The following is a 19,739-nucleotide window of genomic DNA, read 5'->3' as shown; positions in this document are numbered from 1 at the left end:
GCCGCTGGCGTCAGGCTTGATAACGGGCGGGCACCTCATTCGGGCAGAGGTTGTCGCAGCAGAGGCCGGGAGAGCGGGAGGATAAAGAGAGGGGCTGCAATGGCAGCCCCTCTGGTAGGTGAAGGTCTATCAGTGGGTGGAGTCGTTACCCTTGCAGGCGTCTGACTCCTTGTTGGCTTGCCACCAGGGTAGCAGATCCCGGGCGAGCCACGCCTGATAGGCATCGCTGTCGTTGGCGATCAGCCGGTCCAGCTCCCCTTCGAAGTTGCTCATCGCCTGCTGCCGATCCGGATTGCGCAGCGCCTGTGCCAGCGCCAGCCAGCTGGCGCCGCGACCGGTATCGTTGAGGAAGCGGTGCACGGTATAGGACCAGGAGTAGACCATCTCGCCACCCTGGTCGTAGTCAAGGTGGAGGATCGCCGCCAGTGTCGGACGCTGGTTGGCGGGGCGGTTTGCCACGTTATCCAGACCCCGGGCAAAGCACTGGCCGTGGGCGATGTACTCTGCAATCCCCTCGGCCCACCAGGTAGTGCGGTTGAGTGGATAGTGGCCGAAGCTGCCGTACTGGTTGAAGCGGCCATCCAGATAGTGAACGTACTCGTGGCGCAGGTTCCACACCTGGAAGGCAGGGCGTTTCCACTCCGCCTCATAGGCGAAGAAGCGGGCCTGATTGCCGGGGCGAGCCGGATCCCCCTCGATATAGATGCCGCCATTGTCGGTAGAGACGCCAAACAGCGCGCTGCCGTAGCGGCCCCAGTCGGCGGAGGAGTTGAAGATCACCAGCTCCAGCGCTTCGTTGTGATCATCGGCCACCGGTTGCCAGCCTGTCTCCATCTGCTGGTGGAAGCGCTGCTCTTCATCACCCAGCTCGCGGCAGATCCCTTCGGCCTGAGCCAGGGTCAGATCCTGGGCGCGCAGACGCAGGCTGGGTGAGCAGGTGTGCTCGAACGGCAGAATATCTTCCATGCGGATCGGGGTACAAAGCCCGGCGAACTCGCCGCTGATACAGGCTTCGCTGGTGCGATCCGTGTAGGTGAGGTAGTAGCTGGAGAGGGTCAGGGAGACCTCTTCCAGCATGGCAGCCGGATGCTGGCCACCCGGGATCAGCCCCTGCTGGCGCATGATGGCGATGACATCGCTATCCAACTGCTGGCGATAGGCAATCGCCTTATCCGGGCTGGTGTGATGGAGGTAGCGCATCATCTGGTAGAGACGGCTATGGGCATCGAGGATGTTGTTGAAGATAAACAGATCCCGTGAGCCATCGCGCTGTTTCCAGAGGGCCAGCTCGCTCAGGCCCAGTTGCAGCAGGCTCTGGCGCAATGTCGCCTCCTGTTGCAGCACAGCTGCGCTGAAGTCTGCCTGCTGACCGTAAGAGGCGCTCTGATCGACCAGATTGAGCAGCTCGAACAGGCCATCGGCCCAGGGTTTGTGGCCATTGATCTGTGCCGCATGTTGCACCGCATAGCCGAGCGCCTGGTTGAGCTGGGCCAGCATGGGGGCGGCACTCTGGCGGAAGGCGGCTTGGCCAAGTTGTCCCTGCGCCGCTACGCTCCAGGCTTCCAGCACTGTGCCAGCCTGATCCTGTGGTTCGGCACCCAGCAGCAGGGGGTGGTTGAGCAGATCAATCATCACCCCGGCCAGTGCCCGGGCGGCCTGATCACTCTCCTTGCCAACGCCGCCATGGTAGTTATGGGCGCGCACATAGTAGAGCAGCTTGTCCATTGCCGGATGGGTCGGCTGGTTGGCCGCCAGCAGGGCACGCATGCCGCGAACCACCGCCATCAGCTTGGCGTCATCGTGGCCGTAATCCGCCTGCCAGGCAGGGCTGTTCTGGCCGCTCACGTCGGCTACCAGTTTGGCGGCATCGCTGTCGAGCAGAGCCACATCGGGCTGCTCTGGCTCGGAGCAGGGACGACCGTTGGCGCGGCGGCACTCCAGCTGCTCCTCCTTGCTGGCCAGCACGATGGGGCGATTGAGCACCCGACTCTCCTGCCACTCTTTGCTCTCTGGCAGGGGCTGCCACTCGCCGCCGGCGACCGGGTATTGGTAGCCGCTATCTTGCAACGTTACCTGAACCTCGCTGCCAGCGGGGATCACCTGACGACAGATGCGATAGCGGATGGTGTTGCTCCCCTCCTTGCGCTCCTGCGGCTCATCACACTCCTGCTGAGGCGTGAGCTGATCCAGCTGCCACTGATAGCGGCGCCAGACGTGGATCTCGCTGACCTGAGCTGCAGCCTGACTGCCTGCCACCGGCTGCAGACGGAAAAAGATCTGCTCCAACCGGCCATCCCGCTCACTCGGGGTCTCTTCAAGTACCTGCAACTGCTGCCAATCCTGCGGCTGATAGTGCCACTCCGACTCTGCGCAGCGGCCTTGTGCGTTGAGTTCGCAGCGATCCAGCTCCCTTTCACTCTGACCCAGGATGATGGCTTGCGGCAGCGGCAGACGATCCTGTCGCTTGGCGGTCGGCGTGCCAGCCAGTTGCTCCCAGCGACCCTGCTTGAGGCCATAACCGAAGTCATAACTGCTGGCCGGGATCAGCTTGCCCGCAGGAATCCGATCTTCACAGCGCACGAAGCGGATCTGCCAGCCCGCATCTACCTTGAGCTGCGGCTCGCCACACTGTTGCTCGGCCAGTGCGGCGAGATCGCTACTCTGCCAGTCGAAGCGACGGTAGACCCTGAGCTGCTGGTAAGGAGCATTGCTGTTGCGCGCCTTGAGCTCGTAGGTGATCTCGGTGATGCGCGCGGCCAGTTGCCGGCTCGATTCACCAGTCAGCTGATACTGTCGCCAGTCATTGGGGGAGTAGTTGGCTTGCGCCGAGGATGTAGCCAAAAGCAGGGGGCCTGCCAGCAGCAGCCACCCGGTACCTGAACGGTTCATTTTTATCCCTTTGTTCTTGTTTGTGTATTGTCTTGCGAGTAATCGCAAGGCAATTTACAGGGACTCAAAAGAATATCAATGATTTTTTAAATGACATATAAATCAATGATATAGCGTTGATTTATATGCTTGCTGTTTTTGAACTCCTGCTGCCGTAGTGAGGGCTCACATGCGACTTTATTGGCGAAGTTGTTAGTTGTGTAAAGTGCGTGTCAGATCTCATTTAATCAACACGAGACATGCAGCAAATGACCAGGAAAAGCGAGATGTCCCTGTGGCTTAAGCCACATTATCTGGGCGCATGATGACTGGTGACTCAATCAGCAAAGCCAGCTATTTGTTCGTGAGGAGGCGGGATGAAAAGATATTGGCCGCCTGTATGGGTAGCACAGGCGACCTGATAAGAGTTGCTTTTAACACCACCTGCTCATCTGTTTCGCGCCAATTTCAGCGTCACTACAGATGAGTCATCAGAGATAGCTGACAGTCACGATCGCCATGTTGCTGGCATTGGTTACTTTGTAGCTGATAGTGCTGCTAATTGAGCTGATTTGGCCGGCTTGCTGCAAGTGAGCCAAAGGCATGGTTTGCTTGTTCATGCCTGAATAGCAGGTCACGCTGCTGTCAGAAAAATCACATGGAGATTCATAGATAGTGCCAGTAAACGTCACTGTGCCATCAGCCGCAGAAGCTGTGGATGGCAACAAGGCGGTACCAAGCAGCAAGGAGGTGCATACAGAGAAAACTGTCTTGCGAACTAAACGGGAGGCGGTGTGTTGAGCTTTCATATCTATGTCCTTTTCGTCACAGGTGTTGTACGAAAAGGGCAACGCAATCAAAGAGTAATGTAATAAATCGGCAATAACATCACTCTTCTCAGATGGCAGCTCCGCTGTCTTAGGTATCAAAACCCTTAGACCGGTGGCTTTGCGTCCCGACCTTTCGATCGGTTTGCCCTTTACTCTATGTCTAGATGATAACACTCCACTTTGAGAAATCAATCGGCTTAAAAATCATGAGAGATGGATCACAGTTAGTCTGCATAATTAATAACGTATATTTATTTTTTATCTCAAATCTTGCCTGTGAATATTGCGGACAAGCCTCTATATTAGCGCGTCATATCTATGATTAATATGTAATGTAGTAGATGTATATTTATGTGTGGGCTGCCAATGATTTGATTACCTGATTACCTGATTACCTGATTACCTGATTACCTGATTACCTGATTACCTGATTACCTGATTACCTGATTACCTGATTACCTGATTACCTGATTACCTGATTACCTGATTACCTGATTACCTGATTACCTGATTACCTGATTACCTGATTACCTGATTACCTGATTACCTGATTACCTGATTACCTGATTACCTGATTACCTGATTACCTGATTACCTGATTACCTGATTACCTCTTTAGGGGGCGATTCATGAAGTGGTTGATAACTATTGTCAAAAATAGACAGGTTATCTTTGTTGTGTTTTTGTTGGAGTTTTGTGTGCGACTTTAAATTCATAGTCTGACAATATTGCAATAGATGTCCTCTATATGAACTTTATTTATTTCATGATATCGCTTTATGTTTCATTGTTTGTTTAAGTTATTGTTTTTTAAATGTTTATAAAAAAATTTATACAAATCAAAATGTATTTGATGTGCATCAAACGAGTCGTTAATTTGTTCGTCAAGCAAAAGCGGAATGCGGCTTTCTGCACAGACGACAAGGACGTATGTAGTTGTGCAGTTGAGGTGTAGCGCGAACTACCCCTGATGCGGTGTGCTGCTTTTGCTTATTTAAATAAACCTGAAGAGGCACAGTTTATTATTGGCATGACTTCTCATCGGCTTAATGAGAGACGAGCGCCAACAGTTGCTGTGCAGTATATCGCGGCATCGCTTAATATCGTGACTCCAGCATGATTGGAGTGATGCAGTACAACACACGTTAATGTAGGTATAAACGAATGAAAGCTAATAAGATTCTGGTTGCTATGGGTGTTGGTTCCATGCTGCTGTGCGGCTCCGCTTTTGCTGCTGGTGGTGCCGGTTCCGGTAAAGTCACTTTTAACGGTGAAATCATCAACGCCCCTTGCTCTGTAGCCCCTGAGTCTGTTGACCAGGTAGTTGAAATGGGCCAGATCAGCACAAAAGAGCTTGCAGGTGGTGGCGAGTCCAACTCCAAGCCGTTTAGCATCAAACTGCAGAACTGCGAAATCACCCCAGACGCTGACGCTGTAAAAGTAACCTTTAGCGGTGCCAAGGATCCTGTTGATCAGAGCCTGCTGGTTATCGGTGGTGGTCAAGCTGCTGGTGCCGGTATCAAGATGACTGCTCCGGGTGGTGCCGCAATTGTATTGGGTGCTGCGACCTCTGCGTTTAATTTGGTTAACGGTGACAACGAGCTACCGTTTAGCGCCGTATTGAAAGGTTATGCCGATCAAAAAGATCATCCGCTGACTGCTGGTGCGTTCACTGCAGTGACCAACTTTACTCTCTCCTACGAGTAATAGAGTGCCTTAACGTGTGACAAGGGTTGTGGTGGTGCGAGCCACCACAACTTCACACATTCTGTTTCCTCACATCGAACCCTAATCATGAAAACTTCAATGATGGCGGCCATGGTGCTGCAGCTGGTGATGATGGCGGGATCAGTCCACGCCAGCGAACTCACGGATGGACTAGCCGAATCGGGCTGTACGCTGGAGGTGCTGCGCAGCATTCCACTGCAGGCTCAGCAACCGGGCACGTTGAAAATCAGCGGTTGTCAGGTTGACGGGGCGACGGTGGCATCACTGCCTTTTATTTCCATGTCCGTGCGTGGTGCCATGAGCGATGAGCTGGGCATTCTCAATAACGGCCAATATCACAAGGTATCCGGTGAGCGCTTTATTGTCTCGGATATCGTCAACAGTGATCTGGAATTCAATTTGGGGCTCATCAGCAGTCAGCTGTTTCTTCCGGACAGTACGACGCTGTTAGAACTCAATTATATGTAAGCAAACCAATTGCTTAGTGTAGATACCTCATTACGTGAGACCTTTATGCAATTCCTAGAGTGAAAATATGAGCGTTTCAACATCAGACTCTGTGAGAAAAAAACATTATTCAAAAATGGCTTTTATGCTATGCGTGTCCGGCCTGATGGCGGTGGCAAATCACGCATGGGCAGAAACGGAGTTTAATATTGATGCGCTCGATCTGGATGATCGGACCAAGATAGACCTCTCCCAGTTTGCCGACGAAGGCTACATCCTGCCCGGCGACTACTACCTCGAGATCGAGGTCAACAAGAACAAGCTGCCCCTGCAGAAAATCCCTTTCTACGAGAATGATACTGGCAAGGGAAAGGGTGGGGTGGCCTGCCTGCCGCAAGACGTGATCCCCAAGCTGGCGCTGACCGACGAGGCTATCGCCAAGATCGATACCTGGCACGATGGCCAGTGTGCCAACCTGTTGGCGCTGGACGGCGTAGTGATCTCGAACGATATCGGTAACGGCTTGCTGCGTATTGCCATCCCTCAGGCGTGGATGAAGTACAGCGATCCCAACTGGATTCCGCCCGAGCAATGGGATGAAGGGATCCCGGGGATGATGCTGGATTACAACATCAATGCCCAGGTCAACGAAGGCGATGGTTACTCCAATCGCAATATCAGCAGCTATGGTACGCTGGGGGTCAACTACGGCGCCTGGCGTCTGCGGGGTGACTATCAGGCCAGCTCTTACTGGGGCGACAATGAGCGGACGTCGACCGAGCTGAACCGTATCTATGCCTATCGTCCGCTGCCGAACATGGCCGCCAAGCTGACAGTAGGTGAGCAGCAGCTCAACTCCCAGTTAATCGATGGTTTCCGCTATACCGGCGTCAACCTGGCCAATGACGAGCGCATGCTGCCGCCTAGTCTGCAGGGTTATGCGCCGGAAGTGAGCGGTATTGCCAAGACCAACGCCAAGGTCACAATTTCCCAGTCCGGCCGGATCATCTATGAAACCAACGTGCCGGCGGGCCCGTTTCGCATCCAGGGGCTGGACAGCTCGGTGCGCGGCCGCCTTGATGTGCGGGTAGAGGAGCAAGATGGCAGTGTCAATTCGTTCCAGGTAGACACGGCAACCGTTCCCTACCTGACTCGCCCTGGCTATGTCCGATACAACCTGGCGGTTGGTGCACCTTCCGAACAGACGGATTCGGTGCACGATGTGCACGGCCCTGCCTTTGTGACCGGTGATTTCTCCTGGGGGGTGGCGAACTCCTGGTCGCTGTACGGCGGCAGCCTGATTGCGGGTGAATACAACTCCATGGGATTGGGTATCGGTCGTGACCTCTATGCCTTCGGCGCTATTTCCGCCGACCTGACCCAGTCCATCGCCAAGTTGCCGGGCCTGTCGACCAAGATTGGCCAGTCGGTACGGGTGAACTACGCCAAGCAGTTTGATGAATACAACAGCTCGATCACCTTCGCGGGTTATCGCTTCTCCCAACATGACTTCATGACCATGTCGCAGTTCCTCAATAACAAGGATCGGTTGGAGAACAACACTACGACCTCGAATGATGACTACAACACCTGGGGTGACAAGGAGCTCTACACCATCACCGCCAACAAGACCTTCTGGGCGGAGGATGCAGCCAAGGCGCTGACTGTTTATCTGGACTACACCCACCGAACCTACTGGGATCACGAGGCAGAGGATCGCTACGGCCTCACTATCAACAAGAACGTGAACATCGGCAGCTTCAAGGATGTTTCCGTCTATGTGTCGGCCTACAAGACCAAGACCGAGAACTACGAGGATGACAAGAGCGTCATGTTGACCCTCAGCGTGCCAATAGGGGACAGAAAGAGCGCGGGATACAGCGTACAGTCCTCCAACGGCAAGGTGACTCACCTGGCCACCTATCAGGACTACAGTCGACCGGATGATACCTATCAGTTGGGGGCGGGCGTGCAGAGCAATGGCCACGCCGTGGCGCGGGGTTACTACAACCACAACAGCGACATCGGAGCGGTCAGTCTCAATGCCTACAGCGTGCAGAGCGAATACACCTCGGTTGGTGCCAGCCTGCGTGGCGGTCTGACGGCGACCCAGCACGGTGCAGCCCTGCACCAGGCGACTCGTCGTGGCGGTACCCGTATGATGGTGGATACCGACAATACCTCCGGCATCTCTTTCAACAATGGCCGCGCCGTGACCAACCGCTTTGGCGTCGCGGTGATCAGCGACATGACCGACTATCGCAAGAGCGACACCCGGGTCGATGTGGATCAGCTGAGCGACGACATCGATGCGATGAATGCCATCAAGCAGGGGACCCTGACCGAGGGCGCAATTGGGTATAATGCTTTCGAAATTGCGGAAGGGTTCAAGCTGCTGGCCAATGTCAGACTACCCGATGGCTCAGTGCCGCCGTTTGGTGCCACCGTCGTCAAGGATTCCGGCCGTGTGCTCTCGGTGGTGGATGAAGATGGCCTGGTCTATCTGACCGGGGTGAAACCGAATGAAGCGTTTGAACTCTCCTGGGGCGGGGCCCGCCAGTGCAAGATAGTGGCGCCGCAACAAGTAACCGATCTGTCGATGAAGACTCTCACTTGCAAGTAATGGGATACCGATGAAAAAGCTGCTCTCTTATATCTGTCTGGCTGCGCTTGGCATGACCTCACTCAACGTCAGTGCCGCCATTGTGCTGGATCGTACTCGTGCCGTTTATCCGGGCGGCGCAAAGTCCATCAGCCTCAACATCAAGAACGAGAACCAGAAGCTGCCCTACTTGGCGCAGGCCTGGATTGAAGATGCCCAAGGCCAGAAGATCTCTTCTCCCTTCGTGGTGCTGCCGCCGGTACAGCGGGTGGATGCCAACCAGAAGTCCATCGTGCGCATCGCCAGTGTGCCGGCCATCGATAGCTTGCCCAAGGATCGCGAGTCCATCTACTACTTCAACCTGCGCGAGATCCCGCCCAAGAGCGAGAAGAGCAACGTGATGCAGATTGCCGTGCAGTCCAAGATCAAGCTGTTCTACCGCCCCGAGGCTATTCTGCCGGAGCGTGGAGCCGTCTGGCAGGATCAGGTGCTGATCACCAAGCAGGGCAAAGCCCTCAAGGTCAACAATCCGACCCCTTACTACATCACCTACGTGGGCCTAGGTCATCCACAGGGCAAGGAGCGGACCACCATCAAGGGTTTCTCCGCCTTTATGGTTGCCCCCAAGTCAGAGCAGACGGTCACCATCCCGGAAGCACTGGGTAATGAATTTGTGATCAGTTACGTCAATGACTACGGCGGATATATGGATATCAAATACCAGTGCACAGGCAATGCCTGTAAAGCCGTGAAGAGCGAGTAAGCCTTATGCTACGTTCTATCTTCTGTTCAAGTCTTATGTTGTTTGCAGGAACGGCATTGGCAAATGGCTATGTGACGCCTAACCCAACCCATGATTACTATATATCGTTGGACAAGGCTGACATTCAAAACAGACCTGGTTTTACTACCAAGGCATTTGAGTGGAATTTGGGAGGGCAATACTCAGGTATCGTTACCTGCCCAGATAGAAGCATTCCACAATCTCCAGTGTACTATAAAGCAACAATGACGGATGGCTTGCCTCAAGTTGGTGATGGTTTTGTAAAACTGAATGACTTTTTGGATATGAAAGTCGAAATTTGGATAGCCGGTTGGAAGAAAAAATTTGTTACAGCCCCATTCCCGAATGAAAGTAACGATTACCCAAATTACTCTTGTACTAAAGGGAAAGAGACAAGAATAAATAATTTCGAAAGCGGTAGCCGTGGAAAGGTAACTTTTCGCGTGAGAAAACAAATAATTAATGGTGTGCAAATATCAGATCGTCAAGTTGTAGAGATGTATGGCCGTCTAGGGGCTACAACGACAGACTTTAATAATTTGCCAATGTCTAGAATTACGATTACATCTGCAATTTTATATGTACCAGAAGAGTGCGTGATCAATGGTGGGCAGACCATTGAAGTAGAGTTTGGTGATTTGCCGGGGTCGGGATTGGATGGAAATAACTTTGAAAAGACGGTTCCTCTGACATTTCAATGCCGTGGTGGTGTTTTCGAAGGGGATGCTTTGAAGATCAATCTTGGTATTTCTGGAAAACCAACCTCTTTCAGTCAAGACTATCTGCGGACAACTCGGGATGGCTATCAAGGTGGAAATGTTATTTCCGATTTAGGGATAAAATTCAAACAGCTGGATGGTTCTCAGCTGAAATTGAATACCTTCTATCCGGTTTCCATGCAGGGAAATATCGGTGATTGGGGCTTTATCGCTGCACCGGTAACCCCGACAGGTGCAGATATTCCGGCGGGCGATTTCTATGCGACAGCCACCATCGTTGCCGAGTTCCAATGAGGAGATGTTTTATGCTACGGACATTGTGGATAGGCTTGGTGCTGTACCCGTTGTTGGGGGTAGCGGCAGCCCCCCGTGCCAGCAATGATCTGGAATTGCTTGGCAATACGGTCCATCTCCATGGCAGGATCATCGAACAGCCCTGTGTGGTTTCTCCTGAATCCCTTGATCAGGAGGTCGAGATGGGGGTAGTTGATGTGAAGGAACTCTATGCCAACGGAGTCGCGGAGCTAGTGCCGTTCTCCATTCGTCTGACCAATTGCAAGCCGGGTATTTTCCGCATGGCCAAGGTGACCTTTACTGGCTCGCAGGATACCGAACTAAGCGGCGGATTGGCATTCACGGCTGGGATTGCCAAGGGGGCAGGCATCCGCCTGTATGACGTGGCTCAATCACCTCTGAATTTGGGTAGTGCCTCCCGCGGCTATCTGCTAGGTGGTGCGGCAGATAATGAGCTGCAATTTTTTGCCAGGGTTGAAGGACATCCAGCGGCATTGACCGCCAAGAACATCCAGCCTGGCGACTATTCTGCCGTCGCCAATTTCATCGTTGCTTATGAGTAAACTCAGAAGTCGTTGCGCTGGATGACTTTTGTATTGCCATGGATAGGCCAGGTGATGACGCCACCTAGATAACTGGAAAGGTAAATACCTCCGGGCAATTGAATGAACTTGGCTTTTTGTTTGGGGGGCGTTAGCGCTGCGACCAGAGTGGCGACCATAGCGTTATTGGTCAGCGCCTGCTGGTCAATGAAATTGACAATGGTATTTTTTATCTCGACCGAAATATCGCCATTATCCCGCTCCAGATCTCCAACAGAATCCAGATTGAACAGCGTCTTTCCCTGATTGTCAGTGGCTATCACAGTGGCCACTACAATTTCTCTGTTCATGGTCACAATATATTTACTCTTTCTGGTCATTTCTACCCAGTTGTCTGGTGCCTGACAATCTCTGTGATATCTGACAGTGGTTTCTTGATTATTGTAATAGTTGTTGGAAACATTATTTCCCTGCTGGTTCATGGTTGTGATAACGCATTGAACTTCTTCGGCCACCGGGTGACCGCTACGCAACAGGAAGATATTTTCGGATAATTTCCTGCTGCTATTGTTGATGGAAAAATAGCTGATGGCTTCTTTTCCAACCAGAATTGAAATCTGCTCATCAGCTTTACGTGAAACAGGTTTTATCAAGGGCGTCAGTGAGTCTATTTTCACATTCAGTGCTTTTTCCGTCTCGCTGGTCATATAGAGAGAAATCTGACCTAAATTGATAGTGCGTAGTGTATTTGCTGTTGCATAGTTATAAATGACGAGGGCTAGTGAAGTCAGCGAGACCAGCAACAATGCAAACAGCAAAATACGCTTTGGGCTGAAATATCGGTCATATTTGCGGCGAGTATATTGCCGCCTGGCTTGAGGTGCAGGGGAAGGCGTCGGCGCATGAATTTCTTCCGCTGGTGCTGGTTCTTCACTTTCCCCTGCGAGCTCAATCGGAGCACAAAACATATAGCCAACCCGTGGAATGGTATCGATCGCATCCATTAAGCCGAAGGATTCCAGCTTTCTTCTCAACGAGAGTATCTGCCGGTTCAAATTGGTATCGGTATTGTCCTGATTTGGCCACAAGGCATCCTGCAGTTTGCTTCTTGGAATGACAGTGCCTGCCTCATCACACAGCATTTCGAGTAGCTCGGCTTCCTTGTTGCTGAGCTTGATGTCCTTGTCCCCTTTCGAGATTCGGAATATTGCAGCGGAGAAAAAGATATCTTCTGCAATTTTATAAATTCTGTTACTCATGTGTGACTCGTCTTACTGCCAAGGAGAGCATTTTACCACCACACAGTCTTTGTTCAAATAATGATAAATCGTCAATTTCTTTTATTATCATATGGTTAGCTTTCATACTAAATGCATGGTGGAGGGTATGGTACTACAGCCAATTAATTTGGTTCAAAAAATGTGCAAAAAAAAGGCCGTTTATGTAATCGTTCTCACTTATTCAGACTGAGGAGGAGGATTTTGATACCACCAGCATTTTATTTTGAGCCATATGTGTATTTGGATGGCTCCATGATGTCAGTTTTTGTCGCATGAATAATTATTGCGACCTAATGATATTCTGAAATTGTTTCCGCTGTGGCTTGAGATTGCCGCCAAGATCGGGCCAGGGGAGCCAGTGGTCGGGGACCATAAAGCCGGGCAGGGTGGCACGGATCCAGGCAGCTATTTCTGAGTCGGGAACCGGCTCGCCGTGCCAGTCGATAAAGGCGGCGGGGCGTTGCCCCCACTCGTCGCTCGGTACCGGCACCACCAGCGCCTGGGCGACAGCGGGATGATCTACCAGTCGCTGCTCTATGGTTTCGGGCTGGATGTTTTCGCCACCCGAGATGAAGAGGTTATCGAGCCGTCCCTCTACCAGCAGCTCCCCTGCCGCAGTGAAGCGCCCCCTGTCGCGAGTGTGAAACCACCCTTCGCCATCGAGGGGCAGATCCAGCTCGCCAGCCCGGTAGTAACCGGCAAACAGGGTGGCACCGCGCACGCAGATCTCCTGCTCCCTGATGCACACTTCCCGTCCCGGTAGCGGTTTGCCAACTATGCCTGCATCGCCGGGGATAGCGGTGCAGACCTGACTGCCCATCTCGGAGAGACCATAACTCACCTTGGGTTTGAGCCCCATGGAGCAGAGGTGGCTCACCAGCGGTTGCGGGATGGCGGCGCCACCGAGCAGCAGCTCGCGCAGGCGGGTGCGAGCGGGATCAAAACCCTCTGCCAGCAGGCGCCAGAGTTGGGTCGGCACCAGAGACAAGTGAGTGATGGGTTGGCACTCCAGCCGCTCCTTGAGGGAGCGTTCACGCTGATCCAGCACCAGAGTTGCACCCGCCAGAAAGACCCGAAACAGGATGGCGTAGCCGCCGACATGGAACAGCGGCAGGGAGAGCAGCCAGCCGGACTTCTCATCGAGGGGAATGAGGGTGGCAGAGCCGCGTGCAGAGGCCAGGTGGTTGCAGAGCCGGTGCACCACAGCTTTCGGCGTGCCGCTGGAGCCGGAGGTGAGGATCATGTTGTTGAGCTGGGTCGATGCCAGCGGCCATGTTTCCTCGCTTGCTGGCAGCTCGCGCGTGAAGTCGAGCTGCAGGGGCTGCCAGTTGCCGGCCGGGATCTCCCCTGCCGACCAGAAGGCATCTGCATCGAGTTGTACCGCCAGCTCGCGCTGCTTTTCGAGAGGAAAGGCGGGATTGAGCGGGCAGAACACCACGCCGCTGCGCACGCAGGCCCACGCCAGCAGCACATCTTCCAGCGCACCGCGCACCACCGCTACCAGATGATCGCCACGACGCACTCCGGCTTGTTCCAGCTGTTGGCACAGGCTGTTGAGGCGGGCATCGAGCTGGCGGTAACTGAGAGGCGAGGCGGTGTGGATGGCAATGCGGTTCGGGGCTGTGATTGCCCGGTGGCGTACCGGGCAAGGTGTCTGTTCGGGTGAACGGGAGGGGTCAATCACGGTAATACAGTTGCTCCAGTCGGCTCAGTTCCGGCTTGCCATTTTCCCCCAGCAAGTTGCCTGCCATCCAGCGGCGGGTATCCAGCCCCGGTGCCTGTTCGGGAGCCCATTCGCCTGCCAGATGAAAGAGCTGGTTCAGGCCCAGATCCGATTCGAAGCAGGAGGAGATGATCACCTTGAGCCGCAGTTCGCGGGCGCGGGCGATCAGCGCTTCGCAGTTGGCGAGTGAACCAAGCAGGGTAGGCTTGAGCACCAGCGCACGCAGTTGCGGGATCGGCTCCCACGGCTTGCCTTGTGCCAGCAGTTCGTCCAGCGCCACCGGCATGCCGGTGCGGTTGGCGACAAAGGCGATGTCGGCAAAGTCGGCGCAAGGGTCTTCCAGATACTCGATGCGATTCGGGTCGAGGTGGCCGCAGAAGGTCCACGCCTCCTCGCGAGTCCAGCCCTGGTTGGCGTCCAGCACCAGCTTGAGGGAGGGGAGGCGATCGCACAGCAGGCGGATCAGTGCCAGCTCGTCACGCATCGGGTAGCGCGCCACCTTCAGCTTGGCCTTGCCGGGCGTGCGGTGCAGCCACTCTTTCCAGTTGCGCAGCAGCTCTTGGGGGGAGCCTTGAATGAGGGGATAGGGTTCCGGCAGCGGGTTGCGCTGCTCGGGCCATGTCCGGCGCGCGCAGTCGAGGCCAAATTGCACCGACGGCAGCACGGGGTTCGGGGTGTCACCGGCGGCCAGGGCCGCCAGCGTGGCAAGGGCTTCCGCCTCTGCCTGTTGCAGGCTCTCTTTCGAGAAACCGGGCAGGGGGGCAATTTCCCCCCAGCCGTCGTTGATGCGCACCAACAGCCCTTCTCGCGCCACCTCCACCTTGCCGTGAAAGGTCAGTGGCTGGGTAAAAGGCAGTTGATAGCGATACAGGGCTAGTGTCATCAGGGGTTCCGCTTGTATTTGGAGAAGTCGGGGCGACGCTTTTCGTTGAAGGCGTTGCGGCCTTCCTGACCCTCTTCGGTCATGTAGAACAGCATGGTGGCATTGCCCGCCAGCTCCTGCAAGCCCGCCTGACCATCACAGTCAGCGTTGAGCGCCGCTTTCAGGCAGCGCAGCGCCATCGGGCTGTTTTGCAGCATTTCACGGCACCAGCGCACTGTTTCGCGCTCCAGTTCCGCCAGTGGCACGACAGTGTTGACCAGACCCATGTCGAGGGCTTGCTGGGCATCGTACATGCGGCAGAGGAACCAGATTTCGCGGGCCTTTTTCTGGCCGACGATGCGAGCCATGTAGGAAGCACCCCAACCGCCATCGAAGGAGCCTACTTTCGGGCCGGTCTGGCCAAACTGGGCGTTGTCGGCGGCGATGGTCAGGTCACACATCATGTGCAGCACGTGGCCGCCACCGACTGCGTAACCGGCCACCATGGCAACCACAGGTTTCGGGCAGGTGCGGATGTCGCGCTGGAAGTCGAGCACGTTGAGGTGGTGAGTCCCCTCGTCATCACGGTATCCACCGTAGTCGCCACGGATCTTCTGGTCGCCGCCGGCGCAGAAGGCTTTCTCGCCAAAACCGGTCAGGATGATGGTGCCGATCTGATCGTCATAACGGGCATCGGCCAGCGCCTGCAGCATCTCTTTGACGGTGCGGGGGCGGAAGGCGTTGCGTACCTGGGGACGGTTGATGGTGATCTTGGCAATGCCATCGTTGGACTTGTGATAGAGGATGTCCTCGTAACCGGCGGAGCAATCCTGCCACTCAACCGGAGCGTACAGTTCCGCTTCCGTCATTGCTTCAATCATGGTTTTTTCCTTCTGATCTGGGAGAGTGCAGTTGAGCACCGAGTTGAACACGGAGTTGAGCAATCCCGGCATGTTGAACAGGTGCATACAGTTCAGCTTCCGTCATTGCTTCAATCATGACTCGTCTCTTCTTGTTGGTTGACCCACTCCGCGAGGAGTCGGGCAAAGTTATCAGGCTGATGGGCGTGCAGATTATGGCCGCCATCCAGCACCAAGTGGTTGATTCTGCGATCCTGGTTCGCCAGCTGGCAAGCCAGCTGATGGAATTTGTGATCCCGCTTGCCACTCACCCAAGTGACCGGCAGCTGGCTCGACATGAGCCAGGGGGCGAGATCCGGCTGCTTGCCGAGCGAAGTGGCGCACAGCATGGTGGCGATGCCCTGACCGTCGTTGCCAAGGCGGCGGGCGATCTGGCTGGCCCGGGCCGCATCGTCAAGATCGGCAAACACCCCTTGCCGGTACCAGTCTGCCAGCACGTCAGCCAGGGGCTCACGCTCAAAGCGCTGCGCCCACTGTTCATCGTGCTGGATGCGGGCGGCCCGCTCATTGTCTGGTAGCCCCGGGTGGCAGTTCTCCAGCAGCAGCCCCCGCAGCCCGGCGGGCTCGCGGCTGGCGTGATAGAGAGCCAGTCGCCCACCCAGCGAGTAACCCGCCAGCAGATAGCGTTCAATGTTGCGGCTGGCCAGCTCGGCGACCAGCCACTGGTGGCTCTGCTCAAAGTCGCTGACGTTGAGAACTCGATGCTGACCATGACCCGGCAGATCGAGGGCGATGCAGCGGATGGCGGGCAGCCGGTCGATCACCGGTTGCCAGTCGCCGCTATCCCCCAGCAGGCCGTGCAGCAGCACCAGCGGCACATTGGCATCTTTATTTGCCACGGATGGCGGCCCCCAGCGCCTTGAGATCATCGGCTACCTGCTCGCTCGGTACCCGGATCTCGATCAAGGTAACGCCATGTTGGAGGGCGGCGCTGTAATCGTGTTCGAACTCGGCCAGGGTGGTCGGCGCCCGATAGGCGAGGCCAAACATGGCGGCGGCATGTTCAAAGCTGAGACCGTGGGGCAGCCGATAGTAGCTCTCCAGCAGCTCCCCTTCGGTGGGCACCGGCAACATACGAAAGATGCTGCCGCCATCGTTGTTGAGCAGGATCACCACCAGCGGTCGGCTCGCCTTGCTGAGCAGGGCGAAACTATTGAGATCGTGCAGGGCGCTGAGATCGCCAAGCAGCAGGGTAGTGGGCTCATCACTGTCCTGCTCGATTGATTGGGCAAACCCGTAGGCGGTGGCGATCAGGCCATCGATGCCGGAGGCGCCACGGTTGGTCATCACCCGGCTCGGCCCCTTGCCCGTTTCGCCGAGCATATCCATCAGTCGGGCTGGCATGCTGTTGCCGACAAACAGTTGCCCTTCGATAAGGGAATTGAGGCGATGGCAGACCCCAAGCTCGGAGAAGCCCTCGCAGGCAGCGGCGATCTGCTGGCTGGCGTTATGTTGCAGCTCGGCCAATGTGTGCCAAGGGGCTTGTGTGGTGACCGGATGGGCCGCTGCGAAGGCGCTGGCATTGCAGAGCAGCCGGTTGCGCAGCCGGTAGTCGGGATCGAGCCGCGCCGGTTGCGGATCCACCAACCAGTAATCTTGCCATGAATGGTGTTTGATGAACTGGCCGAGCCGCTTGGAGACAAGCCGTGCGCCAAATTGCAGCAGCACCTCGGCGCGGCCCAGCTCGGCGACGAATTCAGGGTCGTTGAGCGCCATATCCATGTGGATGAGGTTGCGGCTATCGAAGCGGATCTGGCTCTGCAGATCCGCCAGCAGCGGCCAGCCGAGTTGCTCCGCCAGCGCGGCGGCGGCCTGTGCCTGATTCGGGTCGGTAATGCGGCCAGCTACAACGATGCCGCGCTGTTGCCGAAAGGTTTCCCACTCCGCCTGAGGTGGGCAGGTCGGCTCGTTTTGCTGCCACGGGCTCCAGGGCTTGCGCGAGCCGAGCCAGTCGCCGAGGGGGGCCAGATAGTTGGAGAAATCCTGATAGTGCTCGCCCGGGTAAAGGGGCTCGGGGTACATGCAGTTGAAGTGCACCACCCCGGGGGTGAGCGCCTGTTTGGCCAGCGCCTGATCCACCGAGCTCAGCACAAACGCCGCCGGAATGGTCGGGGTGGGGCTCGGCAGGTTCTGCTGATAGACGGGGTAGCGGCCGAAGATCCCCTGCTGGTCGATCGCCTGATTGGCGCCGTTGTCGATAAGCTCGTGAGGGCGATCGGCGGAGAGAATAATCAGCGGTACGCCGGTGAGCTGGGCCTCTGCCACGGCGGGCCAGAGGTTGGCTACCGCGGTGCCCGACGTCATGATCACCGCCACGGGCCGGTTGCTCCCCTTGGCCAGCCCCAGCGCCATAAAGCCGAGGCCGCGCTCGTCAAAGTGCAAGTGACGACGAAAGCCCTGATGGGCCGCGGCGGCCATGGTCAGCGGCGCAGAGCGGGAGCCGGGGGCCAGCGCGATATCGCGCACCCCGAGGCGAAAGAGCTCCTCCAGCAAGAGGGAGGACCAGACGTGGTTGAAGGTGGCGTGCTGGCTCGAAAACGGGGGGCAGGCAAACTCTTCGCTGGCAGGCTCTTTACGGGTGGGCATAGGGGCTCTCGTAGCGTGAAAAGGGTGAATGACTATCCCAGCAGGGAGAGCACATTGGCGATCTTGTTGTCGAGTTCGGCCCACTCGGCGACAGGCTCGGAACCGGCGACAATGCCGGCACCGGCAAACAGGGTGACGCTGCCCGGCTGAATGCGGGCGCTGCGAATGGCGACCGAGAACTCGGACGTCTCCCGACTCAGCATGCCGCAGGCTCCGGCGTACCAGCCCCGGTCGTAGGGTTCGAACTCGCGGATAAAGGCGAGCGCCGCCTCGCGAGGTGCACCACCAACCGCCGGCGTCGGGTGGAGGGCGTCGAGCAACTGCCAGTCGCAGACCCCGGGCTTGAGCTCGGCTTCGATATCGCACTTGAGGTGTTGCAGCAGCCGCAGTTTGAGAATGCGCGGCTCGGTCAGGGTGGCATCGTGGGTCAGTGGTGCCAGACGGCTGAGGATGTCGGCGTGTACCAGCCGGTTCTCCAGCCGGTTCTTGCTGTCGGCCAGCAGTTCGGCGGCCAGTTGGGCATCGACCTCTTCATCGCCGGAGCGGCGAATGGTGCCCGCCAGCGCCTCGGTAAAGAGGTGGCGATCTTCCCGGCGGTAGAGCCGCTCGGGGGAGCAGGCGATAAAGGCCTGCTCGGGGGAGAATTGAAAACCGAAGTGGAAGCAGTCCTGGGCGTGGCGGGCCCACTGGTCGAGCATGGCCCAGGGATTGATATCCGCATCATGGTTCGGACTGGTCAGCACGCTCTCCCGCGATAGCACCACCTTGGGAGTGTGGGCCTGAAAATCGGGGGCGGTGACGCGCTCCACCAGCGTCTGCCACTGGGCGGGGCCGGGGCAATCCTGTCGCTGCCAGGGCTGCTTTTGCAGAACGGGCAGCGGGGCTTCCGGGCGCAGGGCATCGAGGGCGGCTTCGGCCGCCTGCAGTTCGGCCTCGAGATTGTTTTCATCCAGCCAGAGGTTGAGGCAGAGACTGACGCACTCGCCACGGCGCACCAGCTCGATGCGTGGCAGCACGAAACGGCAGGGGCCAAACCCTTGCCAGCCGGACTGGGCCGGATCGAACGCCAGTCCGCCATAGTAGCGAGGGCTGTCGTCATGATGCTGGTTGGCTGTGTTAGTGCACACCTGCTTGATGGCGTGCGGCTCGGTCAGTTCATGGATGGCGCCAAGCGCGACATACTCGGGACGAGCCTCTCCACGGGCCTGCCAGTAGATGCGGGGATAGAGGGTTTGCGCCGCGAGCCAGCCCAGAAAGGAGCGGATTTCGATCGCCACTCGCAACCGTACGAAGCCGCTGACGTTGCTGTGACGCAGGGCGTCCAGTTGTTGCTTGATATGGGTCTGAGCCAACATGGATTCTTGTCTGAGCCGGGTAGTAACGAGCGATCCGGTAGCTGGATGCCGTAGGTTTATGCCAAAGGGCGATGATTTCCTATATATTATCTGCCCATTCGTCCATGTAAATCGCCCGCGGGAGCTTCACTCTCCGGGGCCAAGTATACCCAAATCCGGTTCGATAACCCTTAACACGATCAATATCCGATTGTTTGGC

Annotated in this window: 16 protein-coding genes and 1 riboswitch; of the genes, 6 read left to right on the top strand and 10 right to left on the bottom strand. The window is 56.3% G+C overall.

Annotated elements, in window-relative coordinates:
- Nucleotides 1-129: 129 nt before the first annotated feature.
- Entirely contained in the window at nucleotides 130-2,889 is a 2,760-nt protein-coding gene (locus I6L47_RS11110) for a collagenase (RefSeq protein ID WP_216947431.1), read from the bottom strand.
- 470 nt (nucleotides 2,890-3,359) lie between these two features.
- Nucleotides 3,360-3,677 carry a fimbrial protein gene (locus I6L47_RS11105; protein ID WP_216947430.1) on the bottom strand — a complete coding sequence of 106 codons (318 nt, stop codon included), beginning with the start codon at nucleotides 3,675-3,677 and terminating at the stop codon, nucleotides 3,360-3,362.
- A 91-nt stretch (nucleotides 3,678-3,768) separates the two neighbouring features.
- A riboswitch (cyclic di-GMP riboswitch) is annotated at nucleotides 3,769-3,855 on the bottom strand.
- A gap of 1,007 nt (nucleotides 3,856-4,862) precedes the next feature.
- Here I6L47_RS11105 and I6L47_RS11100 point away from each other — a divergent pair.
- The 6 genes from I6L47_RS11100 to I6L47_RS11075 all read left to right on the top strand — a co-directional run bounded on the left by I6L47_RS11100 (nucleotide 4,863) and on the right by I6L47_RS11075 (nucleotide 10,835).
- The gene (locus I6L47_RS11100) at nucleotides 4,863-5,405 is read left to right on the top strand and encodes a fimbrial protein (protein WP_139495131.1); all 543 of its coding nucleotides are present in this window, start codon (nucleotides 4,863-4,865) and stop codon (nucleotides 5,403-5,405) included.
- A gap of 99 nt (nucleotides 5,406-5,504) precedes the next feature.
- Nucleotides 5,505-5,894 (top strand): hypothetical protein, encoded by a 390-nt coding sequence (locus I6L47_RS11095; RefSeq protein ID WP_216949344.1) that lies wholly within the window; start codon nucleotides 5,505-5,507, stop codon nucleotides 5,892-5,894.
- Between the two features lie 67 nt (nucleotides 5,895-5,961).
- Nucleotides 5,962-8,496, top strand: coding sequence for a fimbria/pilus outer membrane usher protein (locus I6L47_RS11090; RefSeq protein WP_216947429.1), 2,535 nt, complete (start codon nucleotides 5,962-5,964; stop codon nucleotides 8,494-8,496).
- A 10-nt stretch (nucleotides 8,497-8,506) separates the two neighbouring features.
- Nucleotides 8,507-9,238, top strand: coding sequence for a molecular chaperone (locus I6L47_RS11085; RefSeq protein WP_019445470.1), 732 nt, complete (start codon nucleotides 8,507-8,509; stop codon nucleotides 9,236-9,238).
- 5 nt (nucleotides 9,239-9,243) lie between these two features.
- The gene (locus I6L47_RS11080) at nucleotides 9,244-10,272 is read left to right on the top strand and encodes a fimbrial protein (protein ID WP_124928459.1); all 1,029 of its coding nucleotides are present in this window, start codon (nucleotides 9,244-9,246) and stop codon (nucleotides 10,270-10,272) included.
- Nucleotides 10,273-10,283: 11 nt separating this feature from the next.
- Entirely contained in the window at nucleotides 10,284-10,835 is a 552-nt protein-coding gene (locus tag I6L47_RS11075; protein ID WP_216947428.1) for a fimbrial protein, read from the top strand.
- 2 nt (nucleotides 10,836-10,837) lie between these two features.
- Here the strand turns inward: I6L47_RS11075 and I6L47_RS11070 are convergent, their stop codons facing one another.
- From I6L47_RS11070 to I6L47_RS11040, 8 genes are all read right to left on the bottom strand, one after another.
- The gene (locus tag I6L47_RS11070) at nucleotides 10,838-12,073 is read right to left on the bottom strand and encodes a winged helix-turn-helix domain-containing protein (RefSeq protein WP_216947427.1); all 1,236 of its coding nucleotides are present in this window, start codon (nucleotides 12,071-12,073) and stop codon (nucleotides 10,838-10,840) included.
- Between the two features lie 301 nt (nucleotides 12,074-12,374).
- Nucleotides 12,375-13,778, bottom strand: coding sequence for an o-succinylbenzoate--CoA ligase (gene menE, locus I6L47_RS11065; protein ID WP_216947426.1), 1,404 nt, complete (start codon nucleotides 13,776-13,778; stop codon nucleotides 12,375-12,377).
- Nucleotides 13,771-14,700: an o-succinylbenzoate synthase gene (gene menC / locus I6L47_RS11060; RefSeq protein WP_005354935.1), complete on the bottom strand. Its 930-nt coding sequence runs from the start codon at nucleotides 14,698-14,700 to the stop codon at nucleotides 13,771-13,773. The genes menE and menC overlap by 8 nt, the downstream gene beginning before the upstream one ends.
- Nucleotides 14,700-15,548 carry a 1,4-dihydroxy-2-naphthoyl-CoA synthase gene (gene menB, locus I6L47_RS11055; RefSeq protein WP_197971580.1) on the bottom strand — a complete coding sequence of 283 codons (849 nt, stop codon included), beginning with the start codon at nucleotides 15,546-15,548 and terminating at the stop codon, nucleotides 14,700-14,702. The genes menC and menB overlap by 1 nt, the downstream gene beginning before the upstream one ends.
- Nucleotides 15,549-15,552: 4 nt before the next feature.
- Nucleotides 15,553-15,678, bottom strand: a complete 126-nt coding sequence (locus I6L47_RS22600; protein WP_265114016.1) for a hypothetical protein — start codon at nucleotides 15,676-15,678, stop codon at nucleotides 15,553-15,555.
- Nucleotides 15,671-16,468 (bottom strand): 2-succinyl-6-hydroxy-2,4-cyclohexadiene-1-carboxylate synthase, encoded by a 798-nt coding sequence (menH, locus tag I6L47_RS11050; RefSeq protein ID WP_216947425.1) that lies wholly within the window; start codon nucleotides 16,466-16,468, stop codon nucleotides 15,671-15,673. The genes I6L47_RS22600 and menH overlap by 8 nt, the downstream gene beginning before the upstream one ends.
- Nucleotides 16,428-18,185: a 2-succinyl-5-enolpyruvyl-6-hydroxy-3-cyclohexene-1-carboxylic-acid synthase gene (gene menD / locus I6L47_RS11045; RefSeq protein WP_216947424.1), complete on the bottom strand. Its 1,758-nt coding sequence runs from the start codon at nucleotides 18,183-18,185 to the stop codon at nucleotides 16,428-16,430. The genes menH and menD overlap by 41 nt, the downstream gene beginning before the upstream one ends.
- 32 nt (nucleotides 18,186-18,217) lie before the next feature.
- Complete coding sequence (locus I6L47_RS11040; protein WP_216947423.1) at nucleotides 18,218-19,540, bottom strand: isochorismate synthase MenF; 1,323 nt, start codon at nucleotides 19,538-19,540, stop codon at nucleotides 18,218-18,220.
- Between the last annotated feature and the right edge of the window lie 199 nt (nucleotides 19,541-19,739).

It is taken from the genome of Aeromonas sp. FDAARGOS 1417 (assembly GCF_019046985.1).
Taxonomy (GTDB): Bacteria; Pseudomonadota; Gammaproteobacteria; order Enterobacterales; family Aeromonadaceae; genus Aeromonas; species Aeromonas veronii.
Note: the sequence above shows the minus strand (reverse complement) of the source record. Positions and strands in the feature narration are given on the sequence as shown.